The 26,793-nt window shown below is 72.5% G+C and carries 26 protein-coding genes and 2 pseudogenes; 22 read left to right on the forward strand and 6 right to left on the reverse strand.

Annotated features, from left to right (window positions below; genetic code table 11):
* Window positions 1–25: 25 nt before the first annotated feature.
* From PBV52_RS43265 to PBV52_RS43300, 8 genes are all read left to right on the forward strand, one after another.
* Complete coding sequence (locus PBV52_RS43265; protein WP_274246682.1) at window positions 26–1,243, forward strand: acyl-CoA dehydrogenase family protein; 1,218 nt, start codon at window positions 26–28, stop codon at window positions 1,241–1,243.
* Between the two features lie 15 nt (window positions 1,244–1,258).
* The gene (ssuE, locus tag PBV52_RS43270) at window positions 1,259–1,816 is read left to right on the forward strand and encodes an NADPH-dependent FMN reductase (RefSeq protein WP_274246684.1); all 558 of its coding nucleotides are present in this window, start codon (window positions 1,259–1,261) and stop codon (window positions 1,814–1,816) included.
* On the forward strand, window positions 1,813–3,009 hold the full coding sequence (locus tag PBV52_RS43275; protein WP_274246686.1) for an SfnB family sulfur acquisition oxidoreductase: 1,197 nt from the start codon (window positions 1,813–1,815) through the stop codon (window positions 3,007–3,009). The genes ssuE and PBV52_RS43275 overlap by 4 nt, the downstream gene beginning before the upstream one ends.
* Window positions 3,010–3,067: 58 nt before the next feature.
* Entirely contained in the window at window positions 3,068–4,219 is a 1,152-nt protein-coding gene (locus tag PBV52_RS43280) for an LLM class flavin-dependent oxidoreductase (protein ID WP_274246688.1), read from the forward strand.
* Between the two features lie 148 nt (window positions 4,220–4,367).
* The gene (locus tag PBV52_RS43285) at window positions 4,368–5,597 is read left to right on the forward strand and encodes an acyl-CoA dehydrogenase family protein (RefSeq protein WP_274246690.1); all 1,230 of its coding nucleotides are present in this window, start codon (window positions 4,368–4,370) and stop codon (window positions 5,595–5,597) included.
* A gap of 52 nt (window positions 5,598–5,649) precedes the next feature.
* Window positions 5,650–6,108 carry an Rrf2 family transcriptional regulator gene (locus PBV52_RS43290; protein ID WP_274246692.1) on the forward strand — a complete coding sequence of 153 codons (459 nt, stop codon included), beginning with the start codon at window positions 5,650–5,652 and terminating at the stop codon, window positions 6,106–6,108.
* A 119-nt stretch (window positions 6,109–6,227) separates the two neighbouring features.
* On the forward strand, window positions 6,228–6,383 hold the full coding sequence (locus PBV52_RS43295) for a hypothetical protein (protein ID WP_274246694.1): 156 nt from the start codon (window positions 6,228–6,230) through the stop codon (window positions 6,381–6,383).
* Between the two features lie 99 nt (window positions 6,384–6,482).
* Window positions 6,483–7,391 carry a glutathione S-transferase C-terminal domain-containing protein gene (locus tag PBV52_RS43300; protein WP_274246697.1) on the forward strand — a complete coding sequence of 303 codons (909 nt, stop codon included), beginning with the start codon at window positions 6,483–6,485 and terminating at the stop codon, window positions 7,389–7,391.
* Here the strand turns inward: PBV52_RS43300 and PBV52_RS43305 are convergent.
* Window positions 7,327–8,079 (reverse strand): class I SAM-dependent methyltransferase, encoded by a 753-nt coding sequence (locus PBV52_RS43305; RefSeq protein ID WP_274246699.1) that lies wholly within the window; start codon window positions 8,077–8,079, stop codon window positions 7,327–7,329. The genes PBV52_RS43300 and PBV52_RS43305 overlap by 65 nt on opposite strands.
* Before the next feature lie 175 nt (window positions 8,080–8,254).
* On the opposite strand from PBV52_RS43305, the gene PBV52_RS43310 reads away from it, so the two are divergent.
* The 6 genes and pseudogenes from PBV52_RS43310 to PBV52_RS43335 form a co-directional block, all read left to right on the forward strand.
* The gene (locus PBV52_RS43310; RefSeq protein ID WP_274246700.1) at window positions 8,255–9,856 is read left to right on the forward strand and encodes an FAD-binding oxidoreductase; all 1,602 of its coding nucleotides are present in this window, start codon (window positions 8,255–8,257) and stop codon (window positions 9,854–9,856) included.
* A gap of 50 nt (window positions 9,857–9,906) precedes the next feature.
* Window positions 9,907–10,516, forward strand: a pseudogene (locus PBV52_RS43315) (GNAT family N-acetyltransferase).
* Window positions 10,513–10,659: a putative leader peptide gene (locus tag PBV52_RS43320; RefSeq protein ID WP_274246703.1), complete on the forward strand. Its 147-nt coding sequence runs from the start codon at window positions 10,513–10,515 to the stop codon at window positions 10,657–10,659. Before PBV52_RS43315 ends, PBV52_RS43320 begins: the two are co-directional and overlap by 4 nt.
* Window positions 10,660–10,734: 75 nt before the next feature.
* Window positions 10,735–11,940 carry an LLM class flavin-dependent oxidoreductase gene (locus PBV52_RS43325; RefSeq protein WP_274246704.1) on the forward strand — a complete coding sequence of 402 codons (1,206 nt, stop codon included), beginning with the start codon at window positions 10,735–10,737 and terminating at the stop codon, window positions 11,938–11,940.
* Between the two features lie 19 nt (window positions 11,941–11,959).
* Window positions 11,960–13,333 carry an NtaA/DmoA family FMN-dependent monooxygenase gene (locus PBV52_RS43330; RefSeq protein ID WP_274246706.1) on the forward strand — a complete coding sequence of 458 codons (1,374 nt, stop codon included), beginning with the start codon at window positions 11,960–11,962 and terminating at the stop codon, window positions 13,331–13,333.
* Window positions 13,330–13,731: pseudogene (locus tag PBV52_RS43335) on the forward strand (LLM class flavin-dependent oxidoreductase); the annotation flags it as partial. The gene PBV52_RS43330 and the pseudogene PBV52_RS43335, both read left to right, overlap by 4 nt.
* A gap of 143 nt (window positions 13,732–13,874) precedes the next feature.
* Here the strand turns inward: PBV52_RS43335 and PBV52_RS43340 are convergent.
* On the reverse strand, window positions 13,875–14,345 hold the full coding sequence (locus PBV52_RS43340; RefSeq protein WP_274246708.1) for a hypothetical protein: 471 nt from the start codon (window positions 14,343–14,345) through the stop codon (window positions 13,875–13,877).
* Between PBV52_RS43340 and PBV52_RS43345 the strand changes: the two genes are divergently transcribed.
* Complete coding sequence (locus PBV52_RS43345) at window positions 14,328–14,876, forward strand: YafY family protein (RefSeq protein WP_274246710.1); 549 nt, start codon at window positions 14,328–14,330, stop codon at window positions 14,874–14,876. The two genes, PBV52_RS43340 and PBV52_RS43345, sit on opposite strands and share 18 nt — an antisense overlap.
* Before the next feature lie 8 nt (window positions 14,877–14,884).
* Window positions 14,885–15,325: a GNAT family N-acetyltransferase gene (locus tag PBV52_RS43350; RefSeq protein ID WP_274249932.1), complete on the forward strand. Its 441-nt coding sequence runs from the start codon at window positions 14,885–14,887 to the stop codon at window positions 15,323–15,325.
* A gap of 6 nt (window positions 15,326–15,331) precedes the next feature.
* On the opposite strand, the gene PBV52_RS43355 is transcribed toward PBV52_RS43350, so the two are convergent.
* On the reverse strand, window positions 15,332–15,829 hold the full coding sequence (locus PBV52_RS43355) for an AAA family ATPase (RefSeq protein ID WP_274246711.1): 498 nt from the start codon (window positions 15,827–15,829) through the stop codon (window positions 15,332–15,334).
* A 193-nt stretch (window positions 15,830–16,022) separates the two neighbouring features.
* Window positions 16,023–17,108 (reverse strand): M12 family metallopeptidase, encoded by a 1,086-nt coding sequence (locus PBV52_RS43360; protein WP_274246713.1) that lies wholly within the window; start codon window positions 17,106–17,108, stop codon window positions 16,023–16,025.
* 98 nt (window positions 17,109–17,206) lie between these two features.
* On the opposite strand from PBV52_RS43360, the gene PBV52_RS43365 reads away from it, so the two are divergent.
* Window positions 17,207–19,054, forward strand: a complete 1,848-nt coding sequence (locus PBV52_RS43365) for a LuxR C-terminal-related transcriptional regulator (protein WP_274246715.1) — start codon at window positions 17,207–17,209, stop codon at window positions 19,052–19,054.
* Window positions 19,055–19,079: 25 nt separating this feature from the next.
* On the opposite strand, the gene PBV52_RS43370 is transcribed toward PBV52_RS43365, so the two are convergent.
* The gene (locus PBV52_RS43370; RefSeq protein ID WP_274249934.1) at window positions 19,080–21,647 is read right to left on the reverse strand and encodes a CHAT domain-containing protein; all 2,568 of its coding nucleotides are present in this window, start codon (window positions 21,645–21,647) and stop codon (window positions 19,080–19,082) included.
* Between the two features lie 148 nt (window positions 21,648–21,795).
* On the opposite strand from PBV52_RS43370, the gene PBV52_RS43375 reads away from it, so the two are divergent.
* From PBV52_RS43375 to PBV52_RS43385, 3 genes are read left to right on the forward strand one after another with little or no spacing between them, the layout of a single operon-like run.
* Window positions 21,796–23,232 carry a S8/S53 family peptidase gene (locus PBV52_RS43375; protein ID WP_274246717.1) on the forward strand — a complete coding sequence of 479 codons (1,437 nt, stop codon included), beginning with the start codon at window positions 21,796–21,798 and terminating at the stop codon, window positions 23,230–23,232.
* A 59-nt stretch (window positions 23,233–23,291) separates the two neighbouring features.
* Window positions 23,292–23,867, forward strand: coding sequence for an RNA polymerase sigma factor (locus PBV52_RS43380; RefSeq protein WP_062713889.1), 576 nt, complete (start codon window positions 23,292–23,294; stop codon window positions 23,865–23,867).
* An 8-nt stretch (window positions 23,868–23,875) separates the two neighbouring features.
* A complete protein-coding gene (locus PBV52_RS43385) occupies window positions 23,876–24,352 on the forward strand; it encodes a hypothetical protein (RefSeq protein ID WP_274249937.1) in 477 nt (158 codons plus the stop codon).
* Window positions 24,353–24,361: 9 nt separating this feature from the next.
* Here PBV52_RS43385 and PBV52_RS43390 read toward each other — a convergent pair whose 3' ends face one another.
* Window positions 24,362–25,159 carry an N-formylglutamate amidohydrolase gene (locus tag PBV52_RS43390; RefSeq protein WP_274246720.1) on the reverse strand — a complete coding sequence of 266 codons (798 nt, stop codon included), beginning with the start codon at window positions 25,157–25,159 and terminating at the stop codon, window positions 24,362–24,364.
* A gap of 48 nt (window positions 25,160–25,207) precedes the next feature.
* Here PBV52_RS43390 and PBV52_RS43395 point away from each other — a divergent pair, with 48 nt between their 5' ends.
* Together PBV52_RS43395 and PBV52_RS43400 are read left to right on the forward strand one after the other, a co-directional pair.
* On the forward strand, window positions 25,208–25,537 hold the full coding sequence (locus PBV52_RS43395; RefSeq protein WP_274246722.1) for a DUF5713 family protein: 330 nt from the start codon (window positions 25,208–25,210) through the stop codon (window positions 25,535–25,537).
* Window positions 25,534–26,649 carry a DNA glycosylase AlkZ-like family protein gene (locus tag PBV52_RS43400; protein ID WP_274246725.1) on the forward strand — a complete coding sequence of 372 codons (1,116 nt, stop codon included), beginning with the start codon at window positions 25,534–25,536 and terminating at the stop codon, window positions 26,647–26,649. The genes PBV52_RS43395 and PBV52_RS43400 overlap by 4 nt, the downstream gene beginning before the upstream one ends.
* Window positions 26,650–26,793 lie beyond the last annotated feature (144 nt).

The following is a 26,793-nucleotide window of genomic DNA, read 5'->3' on the forward strand; positions in this document are numbered from 1 at the left end:
ACCCACAGCTGAAAAGGGGTTCCCCATGAGCACCGCCGCACCGGCCGACTGGAAGACCGCCCCCGCCCCGAAGGACGCCGAGGGCTGGCTCGCCCGCGCCGCTGAGGTCGCCGCCGTCCTCGCCACCGACGCCGCCGCCCGCGACAAGGCCGCCGTTACCCCGTACGCCGAGGTCCAGCTGCTGAAGGACTCCGGCCTGGTCACCCTCCTCGGCCCCGTCGAGCACGGCGGCGCGGGCCAGGACTGGGCCACCGCCTACCGCGTCGTCCGCGAGGTCGCCAAGGCGGACGGCTCCATCGGCCAGCTGCTCGGCTACCACTACCTGTGGAACTGGGCCGCCCGTCTGGTCGCCACCCGCGAACAGTGGGAGCACGTGGAGGCCGAGGCCGCCCGCAACCGGTGGTTCTTCGGCGGCGCGGTCAACCCGCGCGACGCGGACGTGGTGGTGAGGGACGAGGGCGACACCCTCACCTTCACCGGCCGCAAGTCCTTCTCCACCGGCAGCAAGGTCTCCGACGTCACCGTGCTCGAAGGCGTCCTGGAGGGCACCGACGACCACGTGTTCGCCATCGTCGCGTCCGACAGCGAGGGCCTGACCTTCCACGACGACTGGGACAACATCGGCCAGCGCCTCACCGAGAGCGGCGGCGTCACCCTCGACGCCGTACGCGTCCCCTGGTCGGCCGCGGCGGGCTACGTGGACAAGCAGTTCCGGCCGCGTATCTACAACACCCTCAATGTGCCGACCATCCAGCTCGTCTTCGTCAACTTCTACCTCGGCATCGCCGCCGGCGCCCTGGAGACCGCCGCCACCTACACCCGGACCAAGTCCCGCGCCTGGCTGCACGGTGGCCACGAGCAGGCCGTCGACGAGCCGTACGTCATCGACACCTACGGCGACCTCACCGCCAAGCTGTGGGCCGCCGAAGCGCTGGCCGACGCCGTCGCCGCCGAAGGACAGAAGCTGCACGACGACCCGGACGCCGTCACCGAGCAGGCCCGCGGCGAGTTCGAGGTGCGGGTGGCCGCCGTGAAGGCCCGCGCCACCGACGTGGCCCTGGAGGTCACCAACCGGATCTTCGAGGTGACCGGCGCCCGCGCCACCGCCTCCGCCGAGGGCCTCGACCGCTTCTGGCGCAACGTCCGCACACACACGCTCCACGACCCCGTCGCCTACAAGCGCCGCGAGATCGGCCGCCACGTCCTCACCGGCGAACTGCCGCAGCCCACCTGGTACTCCTGAAAGGTCGGTCCTCCCATGGCCACCATCCTCTCCGTCTCCGGCAGCCCCTCCGCCAGCTCCCGCACCGCCCGGCTGCTGCGCCACCTGGACGACCGGCTCAGGGCCCAGGGCCACGACGTGATCCCCTTCGACGTCCGCACCCTCCCGCCCGAGGCCCTGCTGCACGCCGACTTCCGGCATACGGCGATCGTCGAGGCCACCGCCTTGTTCGAGCGCGCGGACGGCATCGTGATCGGCACCCCCGTCTACAAGGCCGCCTACTCCGGACTGCTGAAGTCGCTGCTCGACCTGCTCCCGCAGTACGCACTCGCGGGCAAGACCGTCCTGCCGCTGGCCACCGGCGGCACCACCGCCCACGTCCTGGCCATCGACTACGCCCTGCGCCCCGTACTGAACTCCATGGGCCCCGCCCACATCACGCCGGGCTGGTTCACCCTCGACAAGGACATCACCGTGGGCGACGACGGCACCCTGACCGTCGCGCCCGGCACCGCCGAGGCCCTGGCCCAGGTCACCGACCAGTTCTCGCTCGCCCTCGGGGGCCGTCCGACCCTGCTGGCGGCCACCGGATGAGCGCCGCGACCGTGATCGCCGACGACGCCGAGGCCCTCGCGGTCGCCGCCGAACTGGCCGCCGACTTCCGCAAGGACGCGGCCGAACGGGACGCGCGGCGCCGGCTTCCGCACGGGGAGCTGGCGCGGCTGTCCGCCTCCGGGCTGCTCGGGGTGACGGTGCCCGCGGAGCTGGGCGGCGCGGACGTCCGTACGGAGACGCTCGCCGAGATCTTCCGGCTGCTGGCCTCGGCCGACGCCAGCCTCGCGCAGATCCCGCAGAGTCACTTCGTGTACGTGGGCGTGCTGCGCCGGCAGGGCACGCGGGAGCAGCAGGAGTTCTTCCTCGGCGAGGTGCTGGCGGGGAAGCGGTTCGGCAACGCCCAGTCGGAGGCGGGCACCAGCCATGTGCAGGACATCCGTACGCGGCTCAGGCGGCACCCCGACGGGTCGTACGTCCTCGACGGCGTCAAGCACTACTCGACCGGCGCCCTGTTCGCCGACTGGATCCCCGTCCTCGCCCGCGCCGACGACGACAACCTGCACGTGGCGTACGTGCCGCGGGACGCGCCCGGCCTCACGGTTGTGGACGACTGGGACGGCATGGGACAGCGCACCACCGCCAGCGGGACCGTCCGCCTGGAGTCGGTGCCCGTGCCCGCCGACCGCGTGGTGCCGCACCACCTCACCTTCCAGGGGCCCCAACTCCACGGTGCCGTCGCCCAGTTGCTGCACGCCGCCATCGACGCCGGGATCGCCTCCGGAGCACTGGCCGAGGCCGTGGAGTTCGTCCGTACGAAGAGCCGCCCCTGGTTCGAGAGCGTCGGCGAGGGGCATGCGACTGCCGCCGAGGACCCCCTGCTGATCCAGCGGTTCGGTGAACTGGCGATCCGGGTACGGGCCGCCGACGCGCTGCTCGCCACAGTGGCGCGTTCCGTGGACTCCGCCCGCGCCGATCTGACCGACGACTCGGCCGCCGAGGCCTCGATCGCGGTGGCGGCCGCCAAGGTGACCGCGGCGGAGGTGGCCGTGGAGGTCGGCAGCGCCCTCTTCGAGGTGGCCGGCACCCGCTCGGCGCTCGACTCCCTGCGCCTGCATCGCCATTGGCGCGACGCCCGCACCCACACCCTGCACGACCCGGCCCGCTGGAAGGTCCAGCACATCGGCCGCTACGTGCTCAGCGGCACCAGGCCGCCCCGGCACGGCCTGCTGTGACGCACGACCCCGCACGCTCCTGACCTTCCTGCCCGGCCTTCCTGATCGGAGACCCGAGGTGTCCCTCACCTTCCACTGGTTTCTGCCCACCAACGGCGACAGCCGCCACGTCGTCGGCGGCGGCCACGGCACGCCCGCCACGGTGTCCGGCCGCGACCGGCCGCCGACGGTCGCCTACCTCAGCCAGATCGCCCGCGCCGCAGAGGACCTGGGCTTCGTCGGCGCGCTCACGCCGACCGGCGCCTGGTGCGAGGACGCGTGGCTGACCACGGCGATGGTCAGCCAGCACACCGAGCGGCTGAAGTTCCTGGTCGCCTTCCGGCCCGGGTTCGTCTCGCCGACGCTCGCCGCCCAGATGGCGTCCACCTTCCAGCGGCAGACCGGCGGACGGTTGCTGCTCAACGTGGTCACGGGCGGGGAGAGCCACGAGCAGCGCGCCTACGGCGACTTCCTCGACAAGGACGACCGTTACCGCCGTACCGGTGAATTCCTGGAGATCGTGCGGCAGTTGTGGGAGGGCAAGACCGTCGATCTCGCCGGTGAGCACCTCCAGGTCGAGGACGCGAAGCTGGCCCGTGTGCCCGACCCGATACCGGAGGTGTACTTCGGCGGCTCCTCGCCCATCGCCGGTGAGATCGCCGCCCGGCACGTCGACGTCTACCTCACCTGGGGCGAGCCGCCGGCCGCCGTCGCCGAGAAGATCGCCCGGATCCGGGCGCTGGCCGAGAAGGAGGGCCGGAGCATCCGCTTCGGCATCCGCCTGCACGTCATCACCCGGGACACCGGCGAGCAGGCGTGGGCGGAGGCCCGGCGGCTGCTGGACGGCTTCGACGCGGAGACGGTACGGGCCGTACAGGCCGGACTCGCTCGCAGCGAGTCGGAGGGGCAGCAGCGCATGCTCGCCCTGCACGGCGGCGGCCGGGACGGCCTGGAGATCCATCCGAACCTCTGGGCCGGCATCGGGCTGGTGCGGGGCGGCGCGGGCACCGCGCTGGTCGGCAGCCACGACGAGGTCGCCGAGCGGATCGCCGAGTACCACCGGCTGGGCATCGATGAGTTCGTGCTCTCCGGCTACCCGCATCTGGAGGAGGCGTACTGGTTCGGCGAGGGCGTCCTGCCGCGGCTGGCGGCGCAAGGGCTGTGGAACCACCCGTTCCGCAGCGCGACGGCCGCACAGCCCGTGGCCCAGATCCCCTTCGCGGAGCGGTAATCAGCCAGAGCGGCGGGTATTCCCTAGATTTCCTATCGAATTACTAGGGAAGTGTTGACCCCTCTCGGGTGAGCGAGTGAGGATGACGTTGACCGGTCGGCCGGGCCACCCGGGATCGCGTTCTCTTCTGCCTTGAAGGAAGCCAGCCATGACAAGCGCACCCCCGGCCGAAGCGGCGACCGCGGCGGGAGCCGAGCCGGCCGACTGGCTGCACACAGCCCGTGAGCTGGCGGACGACCTGGCCACGGACGCGGTCGAGCGCGAGCAGGCCGGCAAGCCACCGCTCGACGAGGTCGCGCGGCTGCGCGAATCGGGGCTGCTGACACTGCTGGTGCCGGCCGCTCACGGCGGCGGGGGCGCGGACTGGCGCACCGCCTACACGGTCGTACGGACCCTCTCCGCGGCCGACGGATCCGTCGGCCACCTGCTGGGCAGCCACTACTTCCTGTCCTACTGCGCCCGGTTCTTCGCCGGCCCCGACCGAGCCGCACGCGTGGAGCGGGCGTTCACGGCGGGGCAGTGGTACTGGGGTGGCGGGATCGCCTCGCAGGAACCGCCCCTGATGCTGACCCCGACGGCCAACGGCTATGTGCTGGACGGCCATCAGAGGTACGGCTCCGGAGTCGGCGTCGCCGACCGGCTCGTGGTCCGCGCCGCCGTGCCCGGCACCGGCGAGCCCCTCGCCGTCCTCGTCGACCCCGCTCACCCGGGCCTCGTGAACGGCAGCGGCGGTGACACCTTCGGTCAGCGGCTGGCGGCCGCCGGAGGTGTGGGGTTCGACTCCGTGCCGGTCGCGGCCGACGACGTGCTCGGCTCCCTGTCTGCCGACGAGGGCGCCCTGTCGCCCTTCGCCGGCCTCGCTGCGCCGACCGCCCGGCTGGTCTCCGCCCAGTTCTGTCTCGGCGTCGCCGAGGGGCTGCTCGGCGAAGTCCGCGAGCACGGACGGGCGGCGCAGTCCGCCTGGCAGCCGTTCTCACCCCAGCCCTGGCCGGGCAGCCCGCCGCAGGACCCGTACGTGCTCACCGCGTACGGCGAGCTCGCCGTCGCCGCACGTGCCGCGTCCGCCCTCGCCGACCAGGCGGTGGCCGCCCTGACCCACGGCCTCGCGCGGGGCGAGGAGCTCGACGACGAGGAGTGCGCGGAGATCGCCGTCCTCGCGAGCGCGGCCGAGGCCGCCGCCTCCCGGGCCGCGCAGGAGATCACCACCCACGCCATGGACGCCGTGGGCGTGCCTGCCGCCTTCGCGCGACACGGCCTGGACCGCTTCTGGCGCGACACGCGCACGCACACCCTGCGCGAGCCGGTCGCCCACCGGCTGCGCGAGGTCGGGGACTACTTCCTCAACGGCGCGCACCCTCCGTTCAGCCTCCCCGCCTGACCGAGGGGCCGGCGGGCGAGGATCGGGCACGGCGGTGATGGATAATCTCAGCATGCGGATCTCGGCGAGAGCGGACTATGCGGTGCGGGCGGCGTTGGAGTTGGCCGCGGCCGGTGACGACACCTCGCTCAAGGCCGAAGCGATCGCCGAGGCACAGGGCATCCCGCACAAGTTCCTGGAGGGCATCCTCGGCGACCTGCGCCGGGGCGGCCTCGTGGTCAGCCAGCGCGGCGGCAAGGGCGGCTATCGGCTCGCCCGCCCGGCCGACTCGATCCCCATCGCGGACGTGATCCGCGTGGCGGACGGCCCCCTGGTCTCGGTGCGCGGCGTACGCCCGCCCGACCTCTCCTACATCGGCCCCGCGCAGTCCCTGCTCCCGCTGTGGATCGCCGTACGCGCCAACGTCCGCAAGATCCTCGGTGAGGTCACCCTCGCCGACGTGGCCGCGGCCAAGCTGCCCGACGACGTCCTGAGCCTCGCGGACGACCCCGAGGCCTGGACGAATCCCTGACCGGCGTCTCGTCTCGACGAATCCCTGCCCCACGTCTCACTGCTCGGCGGCCCTCTTGACGCGGCTGGCATGTGGCCCGAGACTCCACTACGGGAATCCTAGTGAATTGGTAGGGAAACATGGGTCGCTCCGCGCTGGACCTCGGCAGTGACACGGTCCGTGTCGCCGTCCGGCCGCTGCCCCTGCTGACGTCCCGCCGCCACATCGACCTCGTGCGTGTGTGCAGTGCGGCAAGTTCCCCGCATGGTGAGGGCGTCGTCCCCGCCCGCGCCTGAACTTCACCCCCCACGCTCATCTACCGCATCCCGGCCGCGCCGAAGCCGCCGCGCGCCCTCGCCGTCGTATGCCCGTGACCGAGCACCCCAGGGAGACGCATGTCCGCCCCATCCCCGACCGCCGTGCCGTCCTTCCGGAGCAGGATCGGCTGTGACACGCGCAGCGGCTACTACGCCGCGCCCCGCCGCTACCGGCTCCACCTGTCCCTCTCGTGTCCGCGCTCGCTGCGGATCGCCGTCACACACAGCCTGCTCGGCCTCGACGACGTCCTCCCGGTGACGCTGCTGCCCGCCGTCCCCGACGCCCCGGACGGCGGGCACCTGGAGCTGCGCCCGCTGTACGAGGCCAGTTCGCACCAGCACCCCGGACCGGCCGCGGCGCCGGTGCTCAGCGACGCCTGGACCGGCACGATCGTGAGCACACACGCCCCCGACATCCTGCGGGACCTGGCCCGGCGGTTCGGCGGCCACGGCCCGGATCTCTTCCCGTACGGCGCCGAGGAGGCCGTCGAGAACATCGGCCGCCTCTGCGAGCAGGGCATCACCGCGGCCGCGCAGCGCGCCGGACAGTCGGACGGCGACCCGGCGGCGCGCGAGACCGCGCTCACCGCCCTGCTGCGCACACTGGACGCACTGGAGCGGCGGCCGGCCTCCCAGGAGTACCTGCTCGGCGGCGAACCGACCCTCGCGGACGTCGAGTTGTGGGTGACGCTGGTGCAACTGGACACCGTGCACCGCCATCACCTGGACGCCGCCGCGGTCACCCGCATCACCGACCATCCGCAGCTGTGGGCCTACGCACGACGCCTCGCGGCCCACCCCGCCTTCGGCGCCCACCTCGACCTGGACGGCATCGCCCGCAGGCACCACGCCGACTGCCGGGGCGAGGAAGCGGCGGGCGCGGCGGTGCAGATCGTGGACTGGGCGGCCGCCGCACGCGAGGTCAGTCAGCCGGTCGGTCGGCCGGTTTCTCCCACACCGACACGTGCTTGCCGCTCTCGCTCGTGAACGGCTCGCGCGTCCAGCTCTCCCACCGGTCGCGCAGCCGCAGGCCGGCGAGCCGGGCCATCAGGTCCAGCTCGGCCGGCCAGACGTACCGGAACGGGATGGACCAGTGCTCGGCGCGGCCGTCGGCGATGGTGACGTAGTTGGAGCTCATCGCCTGGCTGGCGATGTCGTACCTGTCGAACGCCCAACGCGTGTCGCTGATGTGGAACGGTACGGCGCTCTGCCCGGCCGGGAGCTTGCGCAGTTCGGGGACCATGACCTCGACGACGAAGCAGCCGCCGGGGGCCAGGTGCGCGGCGACGTTGCGGAAGCAGTCGACCTGGGCGTCCTGGGTCGTCAGATTCATGAGCGTGTTGAAGACCAGGTAGGCGACCGAGAAGGTCTTGTCCACCCTCGCCGTGGCGAAGTCCCCGATCGTCACGCCGATCGCGCCGCCGCCGGGCTTGGCGCGCAGCCGGTCCACCATGGCGCGGGACATGTCGATGCCGTGCACCGGTACGCCGCGGCCGGACAGCGGCAGCGCGATCCGGCCGGTGCCGATGCCCAGTTCGAGCGCAGGGCCGTCGCCGGCGAGGTCGGCCAGCAGGTCGACCGCCGGGCCCACCACGTCGGGGCGGAACATGTCCGCCGCCGACTCGTCGTAGCCCGCCGCGATGTTGTCTCCGAAACAGCCGTCGTCATCGATCACGCCGGGACCGTACTGCCGGCCGCCGCCCCCGGGCACGCGATTTTCGGCAGGCCTGTCGATCGGGGTGCTGGCACCACCGTGAGCGGGGGGCTGGGACGACTGCCTTCGCCGACTTGGCCACCTAGCTTCGTGGTTGAAGGAAGCGGAGAGTTCCAAGGCAGTCCTAGGAGACGGCATGAGTGCATTGAGCAGGAGGAACGTGTTGCGCGGCGGCCTGGTCGCCACGACGGCGGGGGTCGTGGTGCCCGGGCTGGGCACGGGGGTGGCCGCGGCGGCGGACGGGACGTCCTGCCCGCCGGCTCCCGGGCCGGCCATGGTCGGGCGCGGCGATCCGCGGTACCGGTCTCTGGCGTCCCGGGGCTACAACCGCCGGTTCGTGGGCGGGCCGGAGCACGTCTGGGTGGTCGGCACGACCGCGCACGTCGTACGGGCCGTGCAGCAGGCGGTGGACAGCGGCCGGCGCATCACGGTCCGCAGTGGCGGCCACGGCTTCGAGAACTTCGTCGCCGACCCGGCCGTGGAGGTGGTCGTCGACATGTCCGCCATGACGGGCGTCTCCTACGACCGGGGCCGCCGCGCCTTCGCCGTGGAGGCAGGTGCCCTGCTGGGCGACGTGTACCGGAGGCTGTACCTCGGCTGGGGGGTGACGATCCCGGCCGGCTGGTGTGCCGATGTCGGTGTCGGCGGGCATGTGCTGGGCGGTGGCTATGGTCCGCTGTCCCGGCTGCTGGGCCTGTCCGTGGACCATCTGTACGCGGTCGAGGTGGTGGTCGTCGGCCGCGACGGCAGGGCGCGCAGTGTGGTGGCCACGCGCGAACTCTCCGATCCGCACCGGGACTTGTGGTGGGCGCACACCGGCGGCGGGGGCGGCAGCTTCGGCATCGTCACCCGCTACTGGTTCCGGACGCCCGGCGCCGAGGGCGACGACCCGTCCGGCCTGCTGCCCGCCCCGCCGTCCGGTGTGCTGAGCTTCTCGGTCTCCTGGGACTGGCAGAAGCTCGACAAGACGTCGTTCGCCCGGTTGGTCCGCAACCACGGCGCATGGGCCGAACGGCACAGTGCCCCCGACTCCCCGTACCTCGCCCTCTACAGCGAACTGGCCCTCACCCGCCGCCCGTCGGGCACGGTCCTCATGATCGGCCAGGTGGCCGCCGACTCCGGCGCCGAACGGATGCTGGACGAGCACATCGCGGCGATCAACCAGGGCGTCCCGGTCCAGCCGGTCCGCACGCTGAGGAACCAGGCCTGGCTGGCCGCCGCCCTGGCCGGCTCACCGGGCGACCCCGGCCCCGTCTACCGGCTGAAGGTCAAGTCGGGCTATCTGCGCCGACGTTTCACCGACCGCCAGATCGACGCCCTGCACCACCACCTCACCCGCTCCGACTACGACTACCCGGGCGGCAGCCTGAGCCTCTACACGCACGGCGGCAAGGTCAACACCGTGGCCCCGGACGCGACCGCGACACCCCACCGCGACGCGAGCATCAAGATGTTCTACGCCAACGGATGGGAGGACCCCCGCGACGACGCCCGGCACATCGGCTGGCTGCGCGAGCTCTACGAGGACCTGTACGCCGACACCGGCGGCGCCCCCGCGGCAGCCGACGGCGCGTTCATCAACTACCCGGACACCGACCTGGCCGATCCCGCCCGGAACACCGGCGCTCCGTGGCAGACCCTGTACTTCGGCGACAACTACCGCCGCCTCCAGCGCATCAAGGCGAAGTGGGATCCCCGCGACGTCTTCCACCACGCCCTTTCGGTACGCGCGGCCTGAAGCGCGGCGGACGCGGGAGCCGGAAACCACCACTCCCGCGCCCGCCGAGCCTGCTCGGAACCGTCGGGCGCCCGGGTGTTATGCACGCTGAGCCGCACACCCACTTGGCCGAACGCGTCGGCCGTGCTGCCCGCTACCCGGCCGACGTCTACGCCTTCGCCGCGCCGGCCGACCCGGCGGAGCGGGCCGCCTGGGCCGACGTGCACACGCTCGTCGGGCCGGGCGCCGTAGGTGCGCGCCAAGCCTGTCGACCACGTGCCGGACGGCTGGGCGATCGTCGGCGGCGGAGAAGGCGTGCAACTCGCCGACACCGCACTGCGTGCCGAGCACGCCCCCGAGGCGGTCCGTCTCGGACCCGCCGACGTGCCGGAGATCCTCGACCTCGTCGCCCGCACGAAACCGGGACCGTTCCTCGCGCGGACCATCCGCATGGGCACCTATCTCGGCATCCGGCACCGAGGCCGGCTGATCGTCCTGGCCGGCGAACGCCTCCGTTTGCCCGGCCGGACCGAGATCGGCGCGGTCTGCACCGACCCCGAGCACCGTGGCCGGGGGCTGGCGATCCGCCTGTACGAATCGATCGGCTTCACCCTGCGCCGCCGCTCGCCCAACCGCCTCGTGCGCACACCGGGAACAGCCGCGGAGATCGGGGCGTTGTGACGCACGACGAGATGTGCGGCGTGCCGCGCGCGATGCGATGGACGGAGGTGGCGGACGTGACGCACATGTTCCACGCCGTCCACCTCCACTCCCGGCCCCACATCGACCTCCAGCGCGTGTCCGGCGCGCTCTGTTGTTCCTGACGTTCCCTCACCCGCCGTGCCCCACTCGAACGAGGGCCGGCGATCTCGTACGGACTTCCAGGAAGGCACTGACTCGTGTCCTCAACACCCTCTTCCTCCCTGCACCTCGCCGTCGCGCTGGACGGCACCGGCTGGCATCCCGCCTCCTGGCGCGAGCCGGTGGCCCGCCCCCGGGACCTGTTCACCGCCGCGTACTGGGCCGACCTGGTCACCGAGGCCGAGCGCGGCCTGCTCGACTTCGTGACCATCGAGGACGGCCTCGGCCCGCAGTCCTCCCACTTTCTGGACCCGGACGAGCGCACCGACCAGGTACGTGGCCGCCTCGACGCCGTCCTCATCGCCTCCCGCGTGGCCCCTCTGACCCGCCACATAGGTCTGGTGCCGACGGTGGTCTCCACCCACACGGAGCCGTTCCACATCTCCAAGGCCATCGCCACCCTCGACTACGTCAGCACCGGCCGCGCCGGACTGCGCGTCCAGATCACCGCCCGCCCGAACGAGGCCGCGCACTTCGGTCGCCGCACCATCCCGCGCATCGAGGCCTACGACAGCCCGGCCGCCCGCGAGGTGGTGACCGACCTCTTCGACGAGGCCGCCGACCACGTGGAGGCGGTGCGCCGCCTCTGGGACAGCTGGGAGGACGACGCCGAGATCCGGGACGCCGCCACCGGGCGCTTCATCGACCGCGACAAACTGCACTACATCGACTTCGAGGGCGGCCACTTCAACGTCAAGGGCCCCTCCATCACGCCCCGCCCGCCGCAGGGCCAGCCGATCGTCACCGCCCTCGCCCACGACACCGTCCCCTACCGGCTCGTGGCCCGCGCCGCCGACATCGGCTACGTCACCCCGTACGACGCCGACGAGGCCCGCGCCGTCGTCGCCCAGATCCGTGCCGAACAGAACGCGGCCGGGAGAGCGGCCGAGCCCCTGCACGTCTTCGGCGACCTGGTGGTCTTCCTCGACGACGACCCGGCCGCCGCGACCGCACGCCGGGAACGGCTCGACGCGCTCGCCGGGCGGCCGTACACGAGTGACGCCCTCGTCTTCACCGGCGCGCCGTCCCAACTGGCCGACCTGCTCCAGGAGTTGCACACCGCCGGGCTGTCCGGCTTCCGGCTGCGCCCCGCCGTCGCCGGCCACGACCTCCCGGCGATCACCCGGGGCCTGGTCCCCGAACTCCAGCGCCGCGGAGCCTTCCGCCGCGCCTACGAGGCCGACACCCTGCGCGGCCTGCTGGGCCTGGACCGCCCCGCCAACCGCTACGCAGCCACCGCCTGAGCCGAGGGACGTCACCACCATGACCAAGCCGCTGAAGCAGATCCACCTGGCCGCTCACTTCCCCGGCGTCAACAACACCACCGTGTGGAGCGACCCGCGGGCCGGCAGCCACATCGAGTTCAGCTCCTTCGCTCACTTCGCGCGGACCGCCGAACGCGCCAAGTTCGACTTCCTGTTCCTCGCCGAGGGACTCAGGCTCCGCGAACAGGGCGGAAAGATCTACGACTTGGACGTCGTCGGCCGCCCCGACACCTTCACCGTGCTCGCCGCGCTCGCCGCCGTCACCGAGCACCTCGGGCTGACCGGCACCATCAACTCCACCTTCAACGAGCCCTACGAGGTCGCCCGCCAGTTCGCCAGCCTCGATCACCTCTCCGCAGGCCGCTCCGCCTGGAACGTCGTCACCTCCTGGGACGCCTTCACCGGCGAGAACTTCCGCCGCGGCGGCTTCCTGCCGCAGGAGGAGCGCTACTCCCGCGCCAAGGAGTTCCTCGCCACGGCGAACGAACTCTTCGACTCCTGGCACGGCGACGAGATCCTCGCCGACCAGGAGACCGGCACCTTCCTGCGGGACGCCAAGGCCGGTGCCTTCGTCCACACCGGTCAGCACTTCGACATCCACGGGCAGTTCAACGTGCCACGTTCGCCCCAGGGCCGCCCGGTCGTCTTCCAGGCCGGCGACTCCGACGAGGGCCGTGAGTTCGCCGCCGCGGAAGCGGACGCCATCTTCAGCCGGTACGGCACCCTCGAGGCGGGCCAGGCCTTCTACACCGACGTGAAGTCCCGGCTCGCCAAGTACGGGCGCCGCCCCGACCAGCTGCTCATCCTGCCCGCCGCGACCTTCGCCCTCGCCGACACCGACGCCGAGGCCGAGGAACTCGCCCGCGAGGTGCGCCGCCAACAGGTCAGCGGGGCCACCGCGCTCAAGCACCTGGAGTTCGTCTGGAACCGGGACCTGTCGGCGTACGACCCGGAGGGGCCGCTCCCCGACGTCGACCCGGACGTCAGCGACAACCACATCTCCAAGGGCCGCGCCCAGGTCCGCATGTACCGGGACCCGCTGGCCACCGCCCGCGAGTGGCGCGAACTGGCCGCCGCCAACCAGTGGTCCATCCGCGACCTGGTCATCAACACCGGCAACCGGCAGAACTTCGTCGGTTCCCCGGCCACCCTCGCCCGGACCATCAACGACTTCGTCCAGGCCGACGCCAGTGACGGCTTCATCCTGGTCCCGCACATCACCCCGACGGGCCTCGACGAGTTCGCCGACAAGGTGGTCCCGCTGCTCCAGGAACAGGGCGTGTTCCGCACCGAGTACGAGGGCACGACCCTGCGCGACCACCTCGGCCTCGCCCACCCTGACGACGCCCGCGACGAGCGGATCGCGTCGTGAAGTTCATCGCCATCACCCTGATCGTGCACCGGCCCGATCCGGTCACCGGGATCCAGAAGCCGACCCACGACCGCTTCCGCGAGGTCCTCGACAACGCCGTGCTCGCCGAGGAACTGGGCTTCGACGGCTTCGGCGTGGGGGAGCGGCACGAGCGGCCGTTCATCTCCTTGTCCCCGACGGTCGTCCTCAGCCACGTCGCCGCCCTGACGAAGCGGATACGGCTCTTCACCGCCGTGACGACGCTCAGCCTGCTCGACCCGGTGCGCGCCTACGAGGACTACGCCACCCTCGACCACCACTCCGGGGGCCGCCTGGAGTTGATCATCGGCAAGGGCAACGGCGCGGCCCAGCGCGAGCTGTTCCACGTCACGCCCGAGGACCAGTGGGACCAAGATGCTCGGCAGCCGCATCGGCGCAAGTGTGCAGGTGAGCGTCCTGCGCGGGGCGATCCCAAGATGGCGCGAGGTTCTCGTGCTTACGGGCAATTCCGCTGGCGGAGCCGGGAACTTGCTCGTTCATGCGGGAATCCGGAAGCCGCTGCTCAGGCGATCCATCCCTCACCGTGTCGGTGACGGTCCAATCCCACAGCGGAGAACTCATCCTCTCCGGTGCTCGCCACGACGCCCAGCCGTCGAAGAGCCTGTGAGATGGCGCTGCCGGCCGGCGGGAAAGGCTGGCCCTCCGGTACCTGGAGCGGTCCCAGCACGATGGTGCCGCCATCCCACACGGCAGCCTGCTGCTCGCCCACGCCGCCGAAGTACTCGGCTTCCACGTAGGCCACCGGCCCAGCAGTCGACCAGTCAGCGAGGGTCTTCTCGAACCCTCCCGGCAGCCGCCAGAACCCCAAAGGGCCCGCATCGCTGCCATCCGTGACGGAATCAAAGAGGGCGTCTGTCATCGGCATCAGCGACATGCCCTGTCCGAGCGATGCCAGCCGAGCAGCAGGCAGATCCCGCGCAGCGGCGCGCAACACCTCTCTGCCGGCGATCACTGCTTGCAGGTCATAGCCCATCCCAACGTCCCCTCCACCGATCGGAGGCCCCATCTTGGCGCACGTGTCGAAACCGAACTCGCGCGGCACCCCGGCCAAAACAACCGCGCCCCCAGCGGGTTCTCACGAGAACACCGTCCAGATCCCTCGAACCCGCTGGTTTCGGATCACCAGGGCCATCCCGCTCCCCGGTCCGTCACCCGCCCCGCCGGCTTCGACCGGGCGGAGTTCTGGACCCGCTGGACCGCGGAGTTCGAGGCGAGCCTCGATCAACTCCCGGTGACGGTACGCCTCACCGCGGCCGGCCGGCGGGCCAGCCTGGCTGCTCTGCCCGAGGTGCTGGGAGACACCACGTCCGCCGCCCGCGCCACCCCCGACCCGGAACCCGGTCGGCACCGCCTGGTCCTGCATTTCGACTCCCCGACGGCAGCGATCCGCCGCCTGCTGGGCTTCGGCCCCGACGCGGAGGTCCTCGAACCGCCCCAGGTGCGAGCACAGTTGGCCGAGACAGCAGCCAAGACAGCGGCCCGCTATGACCCTCCCGTGCGGTGATCGACGCCATGCCGCCCGAGATCGTCCCCGCCGACGTCACCGACCTCCACCAGGTGGTGGAGGACCACGCCCGCTACTGGGGCGGGCGGGACCTGCGCGCACTCCATCAGCCGGTGCTGGTGCGGGAGTTCGGCGCCACCTGCCTGGTAGCCCGTGCCGAGGACGGCATTCGGGGCTATCTCATCGGCTTCGTCACCCCCGACCACACGGGGTACGTCCACCTGATCGCCACCCGGGACGACAGCCGCGGCACCGGCCTCGGCCGCCACCTCTACACCCACTTCACCGGAGTCGCCCGCGGCCAGGGAGCGGTCCGCCTCAAGGCGATCACATCGGTCACCAACAAGGGGTCGATCGCCTTCCACCACACGCTCGGCTTCGACGCGCGCGTGGTGGAGGACTACGACGGTCCCGGCCGCCCGATGGTCGTCTTCACGCGGACGCTGTAACCGATGTCAGCCGAGCAGGCGCAGGAGCGAGCCCAGTGACTCCTCCACGGTGCGCCCCGCCGTGTCCACCACAGCACGCTCGCGGTGCCACGGCTCGTACTCCCGCTCGACGAGCTGTTCCCAGCCCGGCAGTGGCAGATCCAGGATGTCGACCGACCGCGAGTCCACGCGCCGCCGATGCTCGTCCGGATCCGAGCAGACCACCTCCACCTCGAGCCAGGGCACGCCCGCACGCACCGCCGCGTCGCGCCACGCGTCCCGAGTCACGGCGAGCGGATTCACCGACTCCGTGATCACGGACAGTCCCTGCCGCAGATGCTCCTCGGCGAGGGCGTACCCGACGACGTAGCCCGCCGGTCCGACGGGATGACGCGCCAGTCCGGAGCGGACCAGCGCCTGCTCGATGGTGTCGACGCGCAGATGAACCGCGCCGGTGCGGACGGCGAGGAGACGGGCCGGCGTGGTCTTGCCGCTGGCGGGCAGACCGCCGAGGACGACGAGCATGCGGCCATCCTGCCGGAGCCCTCCGACGGCACCGTTGAATGTTCATGCAGGTGTGCCGGTCGTTCGTACCCGGCCCGCGGCACCGGCTGGGCCGGGGAACGTCACCCTCCCCCGAAGGTGGCGTTCCCCGGCCGCTTCCCCCGGCGCCGGACAGTGGACTGTCGCGTCCGTGCGCGTCAGCGGATCCGTGCTGTCACCAGCACATGACCGCCGTCTCACCCGAACCCCAGGTGGCGTACAGGCGCACTCGGACGAAATAGCGGCGGCCCTTGACGAGGCGGGCCTTGACGGTGGCGTTGTGCGGCGTGCCGCCGTCGTCCTGGGCGGTGAGGTAGCGGGGCTCGCCGTCCCGTTCCTCGAAGAGCACGACGACGGTGTCGCTGTCGCCGAAGGTGCCCACGGTGTACTCGCGGGTCTCCGGCGGCTCGACGACGAAGTCGGCCTGCTCGGCCGGCCCGAGCCGCAGCGGTACCGAGCGGAACGGCACCAGCTCCTGCGGTCCAGGCGTCTCGGCCGGCGGGTACCAGCGCCGGACGAACTCCTTGTCGGTCCTGGACAGCACGCCCGGCGGGTTCAGGCCCGCGCGGAACTGCTCCGGCTCCAGGATCAGCCCGGCCGAGAAGGGATACTCCATGATCGAGTGCGGGTCCCAGACGGAGCCGTTGACCTCGTTCGGGTCGAGCTTGCGCAGGATGTTGAAGAACGTCTTGTCCCGGCTCCAGAAGTTCGGCGGGCCCGCCAGATCGGCGAACACGGCCTCGTCGTCCCAGTGGATGCCGGCGAACGGGCTCTGGTGCTCGTGCAGCATGCCGAGCGCGTGCCCGATCTCGTGCAGGGCCGTCCCGCGCTCCCCGGGCGCGGTCAGGTCCCAGCCGAAGTTCATCGTGCGGTCGTTGAGGCCTACCTGGAGCGAGTCCCTGCCCACGTTCGACCAGGAGCCGTCGCCCAGCTGGAACCCGATGCGCAGCTCGGCCTCCGACCGGTCGCGCACCTCCACGAACGACACGCCGATGCCGAGGCCCTGCCACTCCTGGAAGCACTCGCGCACGACATCCTGCTGTTCCTTGCTGCCGACCCATGACACGCGCTGGGCCTTGCCGGTCGCCGGATCGGGGATCACGGATCCGTCGGAGTCCCGGTCGAAGAAGCAGTAGTGCAGCACGGTGCCGTTGACCCACATCCGGCGTTGGCTGATGAGCGCACTGAGCCGCTCGGCGGCCAGCCCCGGTGCGAAGGCGGGCGCCGACTGCTGCGCGAGGGAGCAGTAGCGAGCGGTCATGCCGAACAGGTTGCCGTCGGCCCGCCGCGGGCGCTTGAGTCGAGGGCTACTCAAGTCCCTGTGTATCAAGTGTGAGTCACCGCGCTCTCATTGCCGTGATGACTTTCGAACGGGACGCGAAGACCCTGGAACTGCCCTGGCCGTTCACCGGCCGGGAGCACGAACTCGAACTGGTCCGTGGGTCTTTGACCGCCGGTCGGCACGGCATCGTGATCACGGGACCGGCGGGCTGCGGCAAGACCCGGCTCGTCACCGAGGCCGTGCGCGGCACCGACTGCGCCAAGGTGGCCGGCACCCCCGAGACCCGCCGGATCCGCTTCGCCGCGTTCGCGCACCTCGTGCCCGAGACGGCCTCCCTGCACGGCGCGTTCCAGCACCTGTCCGGCGTACGTCAGCTCCTGGTCGACGACGCGCACCTGCTCGACGACGCCTCGGCCGCCCTCGTCCACCAGCTTGCCGTGCACGGACGCACCCGTCTCCTGGTCGTCACCACCGACGGCGCCCCGGCCCCGGGCGCGATCTCCCGGCTGTGGACCGGCGAACTCCTGCCCCGCCTCACCCTGGAACCACTGCCCCGCGAGGAGACCGCTGAACTGCTGGCGGGCGGAGCCGGGGGCGGTCGCCTGGAGCCGCTCACCGTGAACCGGCTGCACCGCCTGTGCCAGGGGGACCTGCGGCTGCTGCGCGACCTGGTGGGCGCGGTGGGCGAGCGGGGGCTGCTCGGCCGGGTGGCCGATTCGGACGAGTGGGCGTGGCGTGGCCCGGTGCCGGTCACCGCGACCGTACGGGACCGCACTGCCCACGTCCTCGACCGCACCTGCCCCGAAGAGCGCGAGACCCTCGAACGCCTCGCCTTCGCCGAGCCGTTGCCCCTGGACCTGGACGAACTCCACCTCCTTGCCCTGGAACACCTCGAGGCCGACTCCCTGGTCCACGTCGACGACCAGGGCGCCGTCCGCCTCGCCCACCCCCTGCACGGCCCGGTGCTGCGGGCCGCGGCCGGCCGGCTGCGGGCGAGGCGGCTGTCCCGTACCCCCGAGCAGTGCCGCCCCGCCCTCGACGCCGAGCGGGCCGCGCTGACCCGCCGCATCGAGCGGGCCGACGTACGGGCGACGGCGACGCCCGTGGGGGAGTGGCTGGTCGCGGAGGGCGCGCCGGTGCCGGCCGGGTACGCGGCCGTACGCGCCCGGTTCGCGCGGCTGCGCGGGGAGCTGCGCGAGGCCGTGGCGTGGGCACGGGAGGGGCTGTGGGACGGCGGTGACGATCCGTCCTGCCGTCTCGAACTCGCCCTCGCCACAGCGCAGTCGGGCGACACTCCGGCCGCGCACAAGATCCTGGGTGGCCGCCCCCACGGGGGTGGGGCGGTCACCCGGCCGGCAACGGCCCGCGGCGACGCCGACGGGGCTGTCGAGGCGCTCACCGGCGATGCCGACGGGAGCGTCGAGGCGCTCACCGGCGACGCGTACGACGCCGTCCGCCTCGGCGCCCCCGAGCGTGCCGCAGGCCGCCTGACCGGCGTCTTCGCCGCGCACGCCGACGCGCTCGCCCGCGGCGACGGCCTCGCGCTCGACCAGGTGGCCGAAGAGCTGGCGGAGCGCGGCTTCCTGCTGTTCGCGGCCGAGGCGCACGCCCAGGCCGTACGGGCCCACCGCGACCCGCGCGCCGCCCGCACCGCACGCACGCGTGCCGTCGCCCTGGCCCGCCGCTGCCAGGGCGCCCGCACCCCGGCACTGTCCGGCCTCGTCCTGGGCGAACTGACCGCCAGGCAACGGCAGATCGTCACCCTTGCGGCCACGGGACTGAGCAACCGGCAGATCGCCGAGAAGCTCACCCTGTCCGTCCGCACGGTCGGCAACCACCTCTACAGCGCCTACGCCCGCCTCGGCGCGAGCGACCGCGGCGCACTGCCGTGGCTGGTGGAACTGCCGCACGCGCAGCCGGCGTAGGGGAGTCGGTCCCCCTCCGTATCGATCAGGCCGCGCCGAACGCCGAGAACGCCCACCCCGTCGCCTGGTGCAGCGCGTCGCCCGGAAGTGCCGCCCGGGCGTCGCGCAGGGCCTCCGCAAGGGAGAGCCCCTCGCTCAGCCCCTTGTGCAGCGCGAGCATCAGCGGAACCACCGCGGCGTCGTTGACGGGGGCCGTGCACGCCACCACCCCCGCCGTGCCCAGCGGCAGCAGCGCGGTGACCAGGCCGAGCAGTTCGTCGGCGCCGACGGAGGCGAACCGGGCGGTGTCGCAGCAGGAGAGGATGATCCGGTACGGGCTGCGGTCCAGGCGCTCGAAGTCGTGGACGATGAGCGGCCCGTCGGCCATCCGCAGCGACGAGAACAGGGGGCTGTCCGCGCGGAACGTGCCATGGGCGGCGATATGGGCCAGCGCGGCGCCGTCGAGCTCCTCCAGTACGCGCGGCACGCGCGCGTCGGCGTGCTCCAGGACGACCGCACCGCCGTACCGGCCGGCCAGGTGGGGCACCTCCGCGCCGCCGGTCGCCAACCCCGGCCCGCGCACCAGCACAGGGCGGCCGCCCGGCGGCGGCTCGGTCTCCCGGGCGCGCAGCCAGCTGCTCGCCGACGGCGACACGCTGAGCACCCGCTCCCGCAGCGATGGCAGCAGCGCCCACGGCACACGGTGCAGCCGGGCCGGCGGTACGACCACCACGGGGCCGTCACCCAGATGCGCCGCCGCCGGACCGAGCAGCAGCTCCTCCAGGCGCCGCCCCGCCGCCTCCACCACCGGCAGCCGCCCCTCCGCACCCGGGTGCGCCAGCCGCCGCAGCCCGGCCTGGACGTGCTCGGCCTCGGTCTCCGCCTCGGCCAGCAGCCCGGCCTCGAACCGCCGCACCCGCCCCTGTCCGCACAACAGCACCTGAACCCGCCCGTCCAGCACGGCGAGTTCAACCAGCCGTACGTCGTCCCCCAGCCGCTCGAGCAGCCGGCCCGGGTCGAAGCGGTAGCCGTCGCCCGGCGTGTCGCCGCGCAGGTGCAGGGTCCGGGAGCGTATCTCCCGTTCCAGGCGCCGCTGTTCACGCTCCAGCGCCGGAACCGGACGGGCCTCGCTGCGGGCCTCCTCGGCGCGCGCCGCGATCTCCCGGAACGCCGTCAGGTCGCTCTGCAGCTCCGGATCCGCGGGCGGCCGGGTCGGCGGCGTCGACAGCGCGGTGGCCCGCCAGCGCTCGCTCCACACCAACAGACGTCGCGGGCTGCCGGAGTCGAGGCTGGCCTGCTGGGCCAGCGCGGCGAGCTCGGCGCCCTGTGCGGTGGCGCGGGCCCTGAGCTCGGAGGCGCCCAGCGTCATCCGGTGTGCGTCGAGCACGTCCAGGCCGCGCCGGCAGGCTTCCAGGACGCCGCGCCCCGACCCGGCGGCCTGTGCCCGCAGTGCCTGTGCCGCCCAGCCCGTCATCCGCGCCAGCGGCGGCCCGCTGCGCCTGCTGCGGGCGGCGACGGCCAGATGCTGCTCGGCGTCGGCCCGCCAGCCCAGGGTGAGCGCCATCCGGCCCGCGAGCAGCGAGGCCTCCGGCGCGGCCGGCGCGCCGAAGGAGGCCAGCCGTTCGGCGACGGCCGCCGTGTCGGCCACCAGCCGGCCCGAACTGCGCCCGGCGGCCACCCGCGCCTCGATCAGCACCAGCCGGGCGTGCGTCTCCCACCACATGCGCCGCTGCCCGGCGAACAGCCGTACGGCCATGTCGGCGCGCGCGATCGCCGTGTGCGCGTCGCCCGCCAGCCGGGCGGCACGCGCGGCGGCCAGCAGCAGTTCGGCCTTGCGGGTCGACTGGCCGCCGATGCCGTCGAGCACGGAGATCGCCGCGTCCGCCTCGGCCAGCGCCTCCGGGGCCAGCCCGGCGGCCATCAGCACCTCGCAGCGGCGGATGTTCAGCATGAAGGTCGGCGTGCCGAGCTTGGCGTACCGCTCCTCCGCCTCGTCGAGCAGCCGCAGCGCCGCCGGGATGTCGCCCGACCGGAACGCCGCGAGACCCCGGCTCTCCACCGCGTCGGCCTTGTCGTGCTCCTGGCCCGTGGTGTCCCACAGCGCCTCGGCCGCCGTGAAGTCGGCATCCGCACGGTCCATCGCGCCGAGCGCCAGATGCACGGTCGCGCGCAGGGTCAGCGCCCGCGCCGTCCAGATGACGTCGTCCACCTGCCGCAGCACGGGTATCGCCCGGCGTACGTCCTCCAGCGCCTCGCGGTGATGGCCCAGGACCCAGCGGGCGTAGGCCCGGCGGAACAGCACGCGCGCGCGGGTGTGTCCGCTGCCGCGCTCGACCCCGCGCTCCAGCGCGGCCAGCCCCTGCTGGGTGCGCCCCGCGTGCACCAACGCGACCCCGAGCGCCGCCAGGGCGTCCGCCTCCCGGTCGGCCGAATCCGCGCGTGCCGCGAGATCCCGGGCACGCCGCAGGTGATACAGGGCGATGCGCATGTCGCCCCAGTCCCGCTGCCAGATGCCGATCACCTGGTGGGCGACGGAGGCGTGCCACGGCGACGGATCGGCGTCGAGCACCCCTTCCGCCCTCGCCAGCGCGTCGTTCGGGGCGGCGAACACCATCGGCAGCAGTTCGAGAACCGAGTCGCTTCCCGCTGTCACTCCACGGATGGTAGTTGCCCCGGAACCGTGCCACACAGGTTTGGCGCTGTATCAATCAGTGACCGCGCGGCTCTGATTGACGACCGTCGCCTCAGTGGGAGGACACGCCATGGCACCACAGCGATTCCACGAGCAGTTCGAGCAGATCCAGCGCTCCATGCCCGACGTCCCCCTCGCGATGGGACCGGACGACTCCGCCGAGTTCATCTACGAGAAGGGCTACGTACTCGTCCGCGACGGCGAGGACGCCCGCGTCGTCGAGGACACCGTGCGGGCGCACTTCACCGCCCACCCCGACCTGGTCCAGGACAACGTGCGCCGCGCGAGCCCGCAGACCAACCGCTCGGGCATCACCCGCATCCAGGTCGGCGACCCCGGCGAGGGCGACCGGAGCGGCGACCCCACTGTCGCGCACGCCCTGCGCGCCCTGCGGCAGACGGAAGGACGGGCCGGACGACGTCTCGTCAGCCGCAACCACCTGGTGGGGATCACGGGTCGGGTCAACTCCTGTCCCGGCGACGAACCCGCGCCCGCACCGCTCGCCGACGGAACCAACCCCGCGGCGGCCGAGGGCGTCCACGACCCGGACACCGCCGTCGGCGTCCTCGTCATCGACACCGGCCTCGTGCACGACTACCGCTCCTTCCCGCTGCTGGCCCACACCGAGGGCGACGCCCAGCTCCAGGAGTGCGACGGCCAGGGAATCCTCCAGCAGTACGTCGGCCACGGGACCTTCATCGCCGGGCTCGTCGCCGCCGTGGCGCCCAACACGACCATCACGGTCCGCAACACCCTCCACGACGCGGGCGCCATCCTGGAGTCCGAGTTCGGGGAGAAGCTCTTCGACGCCGTCGACGCGGGCGGCTGGCCGGACATCCTCAGCCTCTCCGCCGGCACCTCCAACGGCCGCACCGACGGCCTGCTCGGCGTCGAGGCCTTCATGCAGGAACTCCGCGACCAGCGCACCCTGCTCGTCGCGGCGGCCGGCAACAACGGCAGCGCCACGCCCTTCTGGCCCGCCGCCTACGCCGACCTGCCCGACTACCAGGACGTCGTGCTGTCGGTCGGAGCACTGCGCAGCGACGGCGAGTTCGGCGCCTGCTTCAGCAACCACGGCGCCTGGGTGAAGGCGTACGCGCCCGGCGAGCGGCTCACCAGCGTCTTCACCGGCTTGGACGCGCCCGTGCCGTACGTGTACCAGCACTCCACCTACGACGCCTGCCGGTACGGCTTCGGCTACTCCTGCACCTGCCAGTCCCCGCGCCACACCGGCGTGTTGAGCGAGCAGGAAGGCACCACCAAGCCCGACCAGGTGATGTTCGAGGGGCTCGCGTACTGGAGCGGCACCTCGTTCGCCACGCCCCTCGCCGCCGGCATGATCGCCGCCCACATGACCGCGCAGCAGGAGCGCGACCCGCGTGTCGCCCGGTACAAGATGCTCGCGGCGAACTCAGGGTTCGCGGAGGTGCGGGGGGCGCACGTACCGGCCCTTCGTCCCTCGACCTGGCGCCCTGCCCCCGTAGCGCCCCCGGCTCCTCGCACATGAGGGTCGGAACCGCCCCCTCCGCGGCGTACGATGACTTGCCGTACACGAGGGGTGGGGCTGTGGACCGTGCAGATGTCGGTGCCTTGGTCCAGTCCGCCGTCGACGGTGACGCGGCGGCCTGGAAGGCGCTCGTGGAAGGGCTGAGCCCACTGGTGTGGTCCGTCGTGCGCGCGCACCGGCTGGGCGACGCCGACGCCCATGAGGTCTACCAGACCGTCTGGTTCCGCTTTGCCCAGCACCTCGGGCGCATCCGTGAACCGGAGAAGGCCGGATCCTGGCTCGCGAGCACCGCACGGCACGAGTGTCTGAAGGTGCTCAAGAGCTTAAGGCGGCTGACGGTGACGAGCGATCCGCAGCTGCTCGACCGGGTCAGCGAGGACCGTACGCCCGAACAGTCGATCCTGGACTCCGAGGAGGCGGCCGCCGAGAGTGAGCGCATCCGCTGGATGTGGCAGGAGTTCGAGGAACTCGGCGACCGCTGCCGCCAGTTGCTGCGCGTGCTGATGGCCTCGCCGCCGCCCAGCTACCAGGAGGTGTCCGCCGCACTGGGCATCGCCGTGGGCAGCATCGGGCCGCTGCGCCAGCGCTGTCTGCGCCGACTTCGGGCCCGACTCGACGCACGGGGAGCGCTGTGAACGACGACATGCACGACGAAGTGACGGGCGAAGAGCCCCTCGGCGACGACGGGGTCGACGTCGGGCTGCTGGAGGAGGAACTCCGCCAGGCCGCCGCCATCCTGGACCCCGTCCCTGCCCAGCTGCGCCAGATCGCCGTCGCGGCCTTCGCACTGCACGACCTCGACGCCCGTATCGCCGAGTTGACGTTCGACTCGGTGGTGGACGCCATTGCGGTCAGGGGAGCGACGGACGTGCCGCGGATGCTGACCTTCCGCGCCGGCGAGGTGACCGTCGACGTCGAGGTGAGCGCGCACGGGCTGATGGGGCAGGTGCTGCCACCGCAGCAGGCGCGGATCGAGGTGCTCGGCGGCCCGCAGACGGCCACGCCGGTCGTGGCCGACGACATGGGCCGATTCACCAGCGACGCACCGCCGAGCGGCCCCTTCGCCCTGCGGCTGCGGACCGGCGGGGAGCTCGTGGTCACGGAGTGGCTGCGGGCCTGACCCACCGCGTCAGCGGGAGGCGGCGTCCACCAGTGCCGCCAGCGCCTGCGCGAGCCGGGCGAGTCCGGGACCGGCCGGACCGCCCGGCTCCTCCATGTACGTGTCCCGACGGATCTCGATCATCAGGGCGGCCACCCGGGGCTCGGTGCCGTAGAACTCCAGCGGGACGTACGTGCCGCTGAACGGGCTGTCGAGCCCCGTGTCCCCGCACGCCGCGAACGCCTCCCGGGCCGCGGCGAGCAGTTCGGGCGGCGTGTGGAAGGAGTCGGTGCCCAGGCAGACCGGCGGCCGCGGGCCCTCGCCGTGCAGTTCGTAGGGGAGCCGGGCGGTCGGGTAGGAGTGGACGTCGATGATCACGGCCCGGCCGGCGACGGCGAGCCGATCGGCCACGGCGTGCGTCATGGCCTTCGCGTACGGCCGGAAATACCGCTCGACGAGGGGTTCGGGGTCGGCGTCCGCGGGCCTCAGCGGTGCCTTGTGCGTGGTCCGCGTGTAGACGGCGCCCATGCCCACGGCCAGCATCTGCTCCCGCCCGTCCGGGAACCGCTCCGGATCGACGACCAGCCGCGAGAGCCGGTTGACGAACCGCCACGGGGTGATCTGCGACGCCCCGGCCGCCTCCTGAGCGAGCTGCGCGGTGTGCGCGTCGACGATGTGGTCCAGCTCCCGCTCCAGCGCGGTGTCGTCCAGCACGATCCCCGCGCGCACATCGGACGGTATCTCCCGTGCCGAGTGCGGCACATGCAGGATCACCGGCGATCCCTCGGCTCCGGGGAGCAGTTCGAACGACGGCACGGCAGAGGTCATGACGGCTGCTCCCGGGGCGTTGTCAGTGGCGTGGTGCACCATCACAGCATGAACATCAGCAACCAGCAGGTGACCGCACACCCGTTCCTCAAGGGGCTTTACGAGGACGGCTATTACCCCGACCCCGCGGTGGACCGGGGCAAGGCGATCCTGCTGCGCCTGTGCGAGCGCATCGAGGCGGAGCGGCCCGCCGACCTGGCTGCGCTGTACCTCCTGACCCAGGCGGCCACGGACGAGTTCAACGACCTGCAGGACGACGACTTCGACATCGAGACCGTGGCCCGCGAGGAGATAGCCGAGGACTTCTGGTTCGTGGCCCACGCCTACGGCTTCGCGGACGCGGACGTGGAGGAACTGATCGCGACCCGGGACTGGTGACGCAGGTGACCGTGCACGAGCTCTCCCGAACCGACGCCCGCCGCATCGCCGTACGCGCACAGCTGCTGGACTGCGCCCGGCCCAGCGGGCTCCTGGACGCCGTACGGCGGCTGACCCTGCTCCAGGTCGACCCGACCGCCGCCGTCGCGCCCAACGCCGACCTCGTGGCGTGGAGCCGGCTCGGCTCCGCGGGGTACTCACGCACCGACCTGACCGACGCGCTGGCGGACCGGAGCCTGCTGGAGTTGCAGGCGATGATCCGGCCCGGTGAGGATCTCGCGCTGTACCGCGCCGAGATGGCCGAGTGGCCCGAGCGGGGGACACCTTCCTCCTGGCGTGAGTATCACCGCACGTGGGTGGGCGCCAACGACGCCTGCCGCCGGGACATACTCGACCGGCTCGGCGCCGCAGGGCCGCTGCCTTCCCGCGAGCTGCCCGACACCTGCGCACTGCCGTGGAAGTCGAGCGGGTGGACCAACAACCGCAATGTCACCAAGCTCCTGGAGCTCATGGTGCAGCGCGGCGAGGTCGCCGTGGCGGGACGCCGCGGCGGTGACCGCCTGTGGGACCTGGCCGAGCGGGTCTACCCCGACACGCCCGCGGTCCCCGTGCAGGAGGCGCTGCGCATCCGGGACGAGCGGCGGCTGCGGGCGTTGGGCATCGCCCGCGCGCGAGGCCCGGAGTGCCAGGTCGAGCCGGCGGACGTGGGGGAGGCCGGTGAGCCGGCCGTCGTCGAGGGCGTGCGGGGCAAGTGGCGGGTGGATCCGGCCCAGTTGAGCTCGGCCTTCGAGGGACGCGCCGCGCTGCTGTCACCCTTCGACCGGCTCGTGCACGACCGCAAGCGCACCGTCGAGCTGTTCGAGTACGAGTACCAGCTGGAGATGTACAAGCCCGCGGCCAAGCGCCGCTGGGGGTACTTCGCGCTGCCGATCCTGTACGGCGACCGGCTCGTCGGAAAACTCGACGCCACCGCCGACCGCAAGGGCGGGTCGCTGCGCGTCGACGCGATCCACCAGGACGTGCCGTTCACCAAGCCCATGAGCGCGGAGATCGGCCGGGAGATCGCAGACCTGGCCCGCTGGCTGGAGCTGGAGCTCGTGCTGCCCGACTAGGCGCTGTCCGGAGGTTGTCAGGCGGCGCCACTGACGCCGGAAGCGACGAAACGCCGGTGGAGCGGCGAGAAGCGAGCCTCGGGCTCACCAGTGACGCCGGCTCGCCTGGGCCTCCCATCGTGGTACGCCGTTCGTGCCGGGCGT

Origin of the sequence: Streptomyces sp. T12 (assembly GCF_028736035.1) — a bacterium.
In the GTDB taxonomy this organism is placed as follows: Bacteria; Actinomycetota; Actinomycetes; order Streptomycetales; family Streptomycetaceae; genus Streptomyces.

Bases quoted from the DNA above. Each gene is read 5' to 3' on its own strand.
- PBV52_RS43340 (WP_274246708.1), bottom strand. From the start codon at position 14,345: ATGGGCTATGACCTGCAAGCAGTGATCGCCGGCAGAGAGGTGTTGCGC.
- PBV52_RS43290 (WP_274246692.1), top strand. From the start codon at position 5,650: ATGCGGATCTCGGCGAGAGCGGACTATGCGGTGCGGGCGGCGTTGGAG.
- PBV52_RS43265 (WP_274246682.1), top strand. From the start codon at position 26: ATGAGCACCGCCGCACCGGCCGACTGGAAGACCGCCCCCGCCCCGAAG.
- PBV52_RS43330 (WP_274246706.1), top strand. From the start codon at position 11,960: ATGACCAAGCCGCTGAAGCAGATCCACCTGGCCGCTCACTTCCCCGGC.
- PBV52_RS43310 (WP_274246700.1), top strand. From the start codon at position 8,255: ATGAGTGCATTGAGCAGGAGGAACGTGTTGCGCGGCGGCCTGGTCGCC.
- PBV52_RS43285 (WP_274246690.1), top strand. From the start codon at position 4,368: ATGACAAGCGCACCCCCGGCCGAAGCGGCGACCGCGGCGGGAGCCGAG.
- ssuE (WP_274246684.1), top strand. From the start codon at position 1,259: ATGGCCACCATCCTCTCCGTCTCCGGCAGCCCCTCCGCCAGCTCCCGC.
- PBV52_RS43395 (WP_274246722.1), top strand. From the start codon at position 25,208: ATGAACATCAGCAACCAGCAGGTGACCGCACACCCGTTCCTCAAGGGG.
- PBV52_RS43355 (WP_274246711.1), bottom strand. From the start codon at position 15,829: ATGCTCGTCGTCCTCGGCGGTCTGCCCGCCAGCGGCAAGACCACGCCG.
- PBV52_RS43365 (WP_274246715.1), top strand. From the start codon at position 17,207: ATGACTTTCGAACGGGACGCGAAGACCCTGGAACTGCCCTGGCCGTTC.
- PBV52_RS43390 (WP_274246720.1), bottom strand. From the start codon at position 25,159: ATGACCTCTGCCGTGCCGTCGTTCGAACTGCTCCCCGGAGCCGAGGGA.
- PBV52_RS43300 (WP_274246697.1), top strand. From the start codon at position 6,483: ATGTCCGCCCCATCCCCGACCGCCGTGCCGTCCTTCCGGAGCAGGATC.
- PBV52_RS43275 (WP_274246686.1), top strand. From the start codon at position 1,813: ATGAGCGCCGCGACCGTGATCGCCGACGACGCCGAGGCCCTCGCGGTC.
- PBV52_RS43350 (WP_274249932.1), top strand. From the start codon at position 14,885: ATGCCGCCCGAGATCGTCCCCGCCGACGTCACCGACCTCCACCAGGTG.
- PBV52_RS43385 (WP_274249937.1), top strand. From the start codon at position 23,876: ATGCACGACGAAGTGACGGGCGAAGAGCCCCTCGGCGACGACGGGGTC.
- PBV52_RS43295 (WP_274246694.1), top strand. From the start codon at position 6,228: ATGGGTCGCTCCGCGCTGGACCTCGGCAGTGACACGGTCCGTGTCGCC.
- PBV52_RS43375 (WP_274246717.1), top strand. From the start codon at position 21,796: ATGGCACCACAGCGATTCCACGAGCAGTTCGAGCAGATCCAGCGCTCC.
- PBV52_RS43360 (WP_274246713.1), bottom strand. From the start codon at position 17,108: ATGACCGCTCGCTACTGCTCCCTCGCGCAGCAGTCGGCGCCCGCCTTC.
- PBV52_RS43370 (WP_274249934.1), bottom strand. From the start codon at position 21,647: ATGGTGTTCGCCGCCCCGAACGACGCGCTGGCGAGGGCGGAAGGGGTG.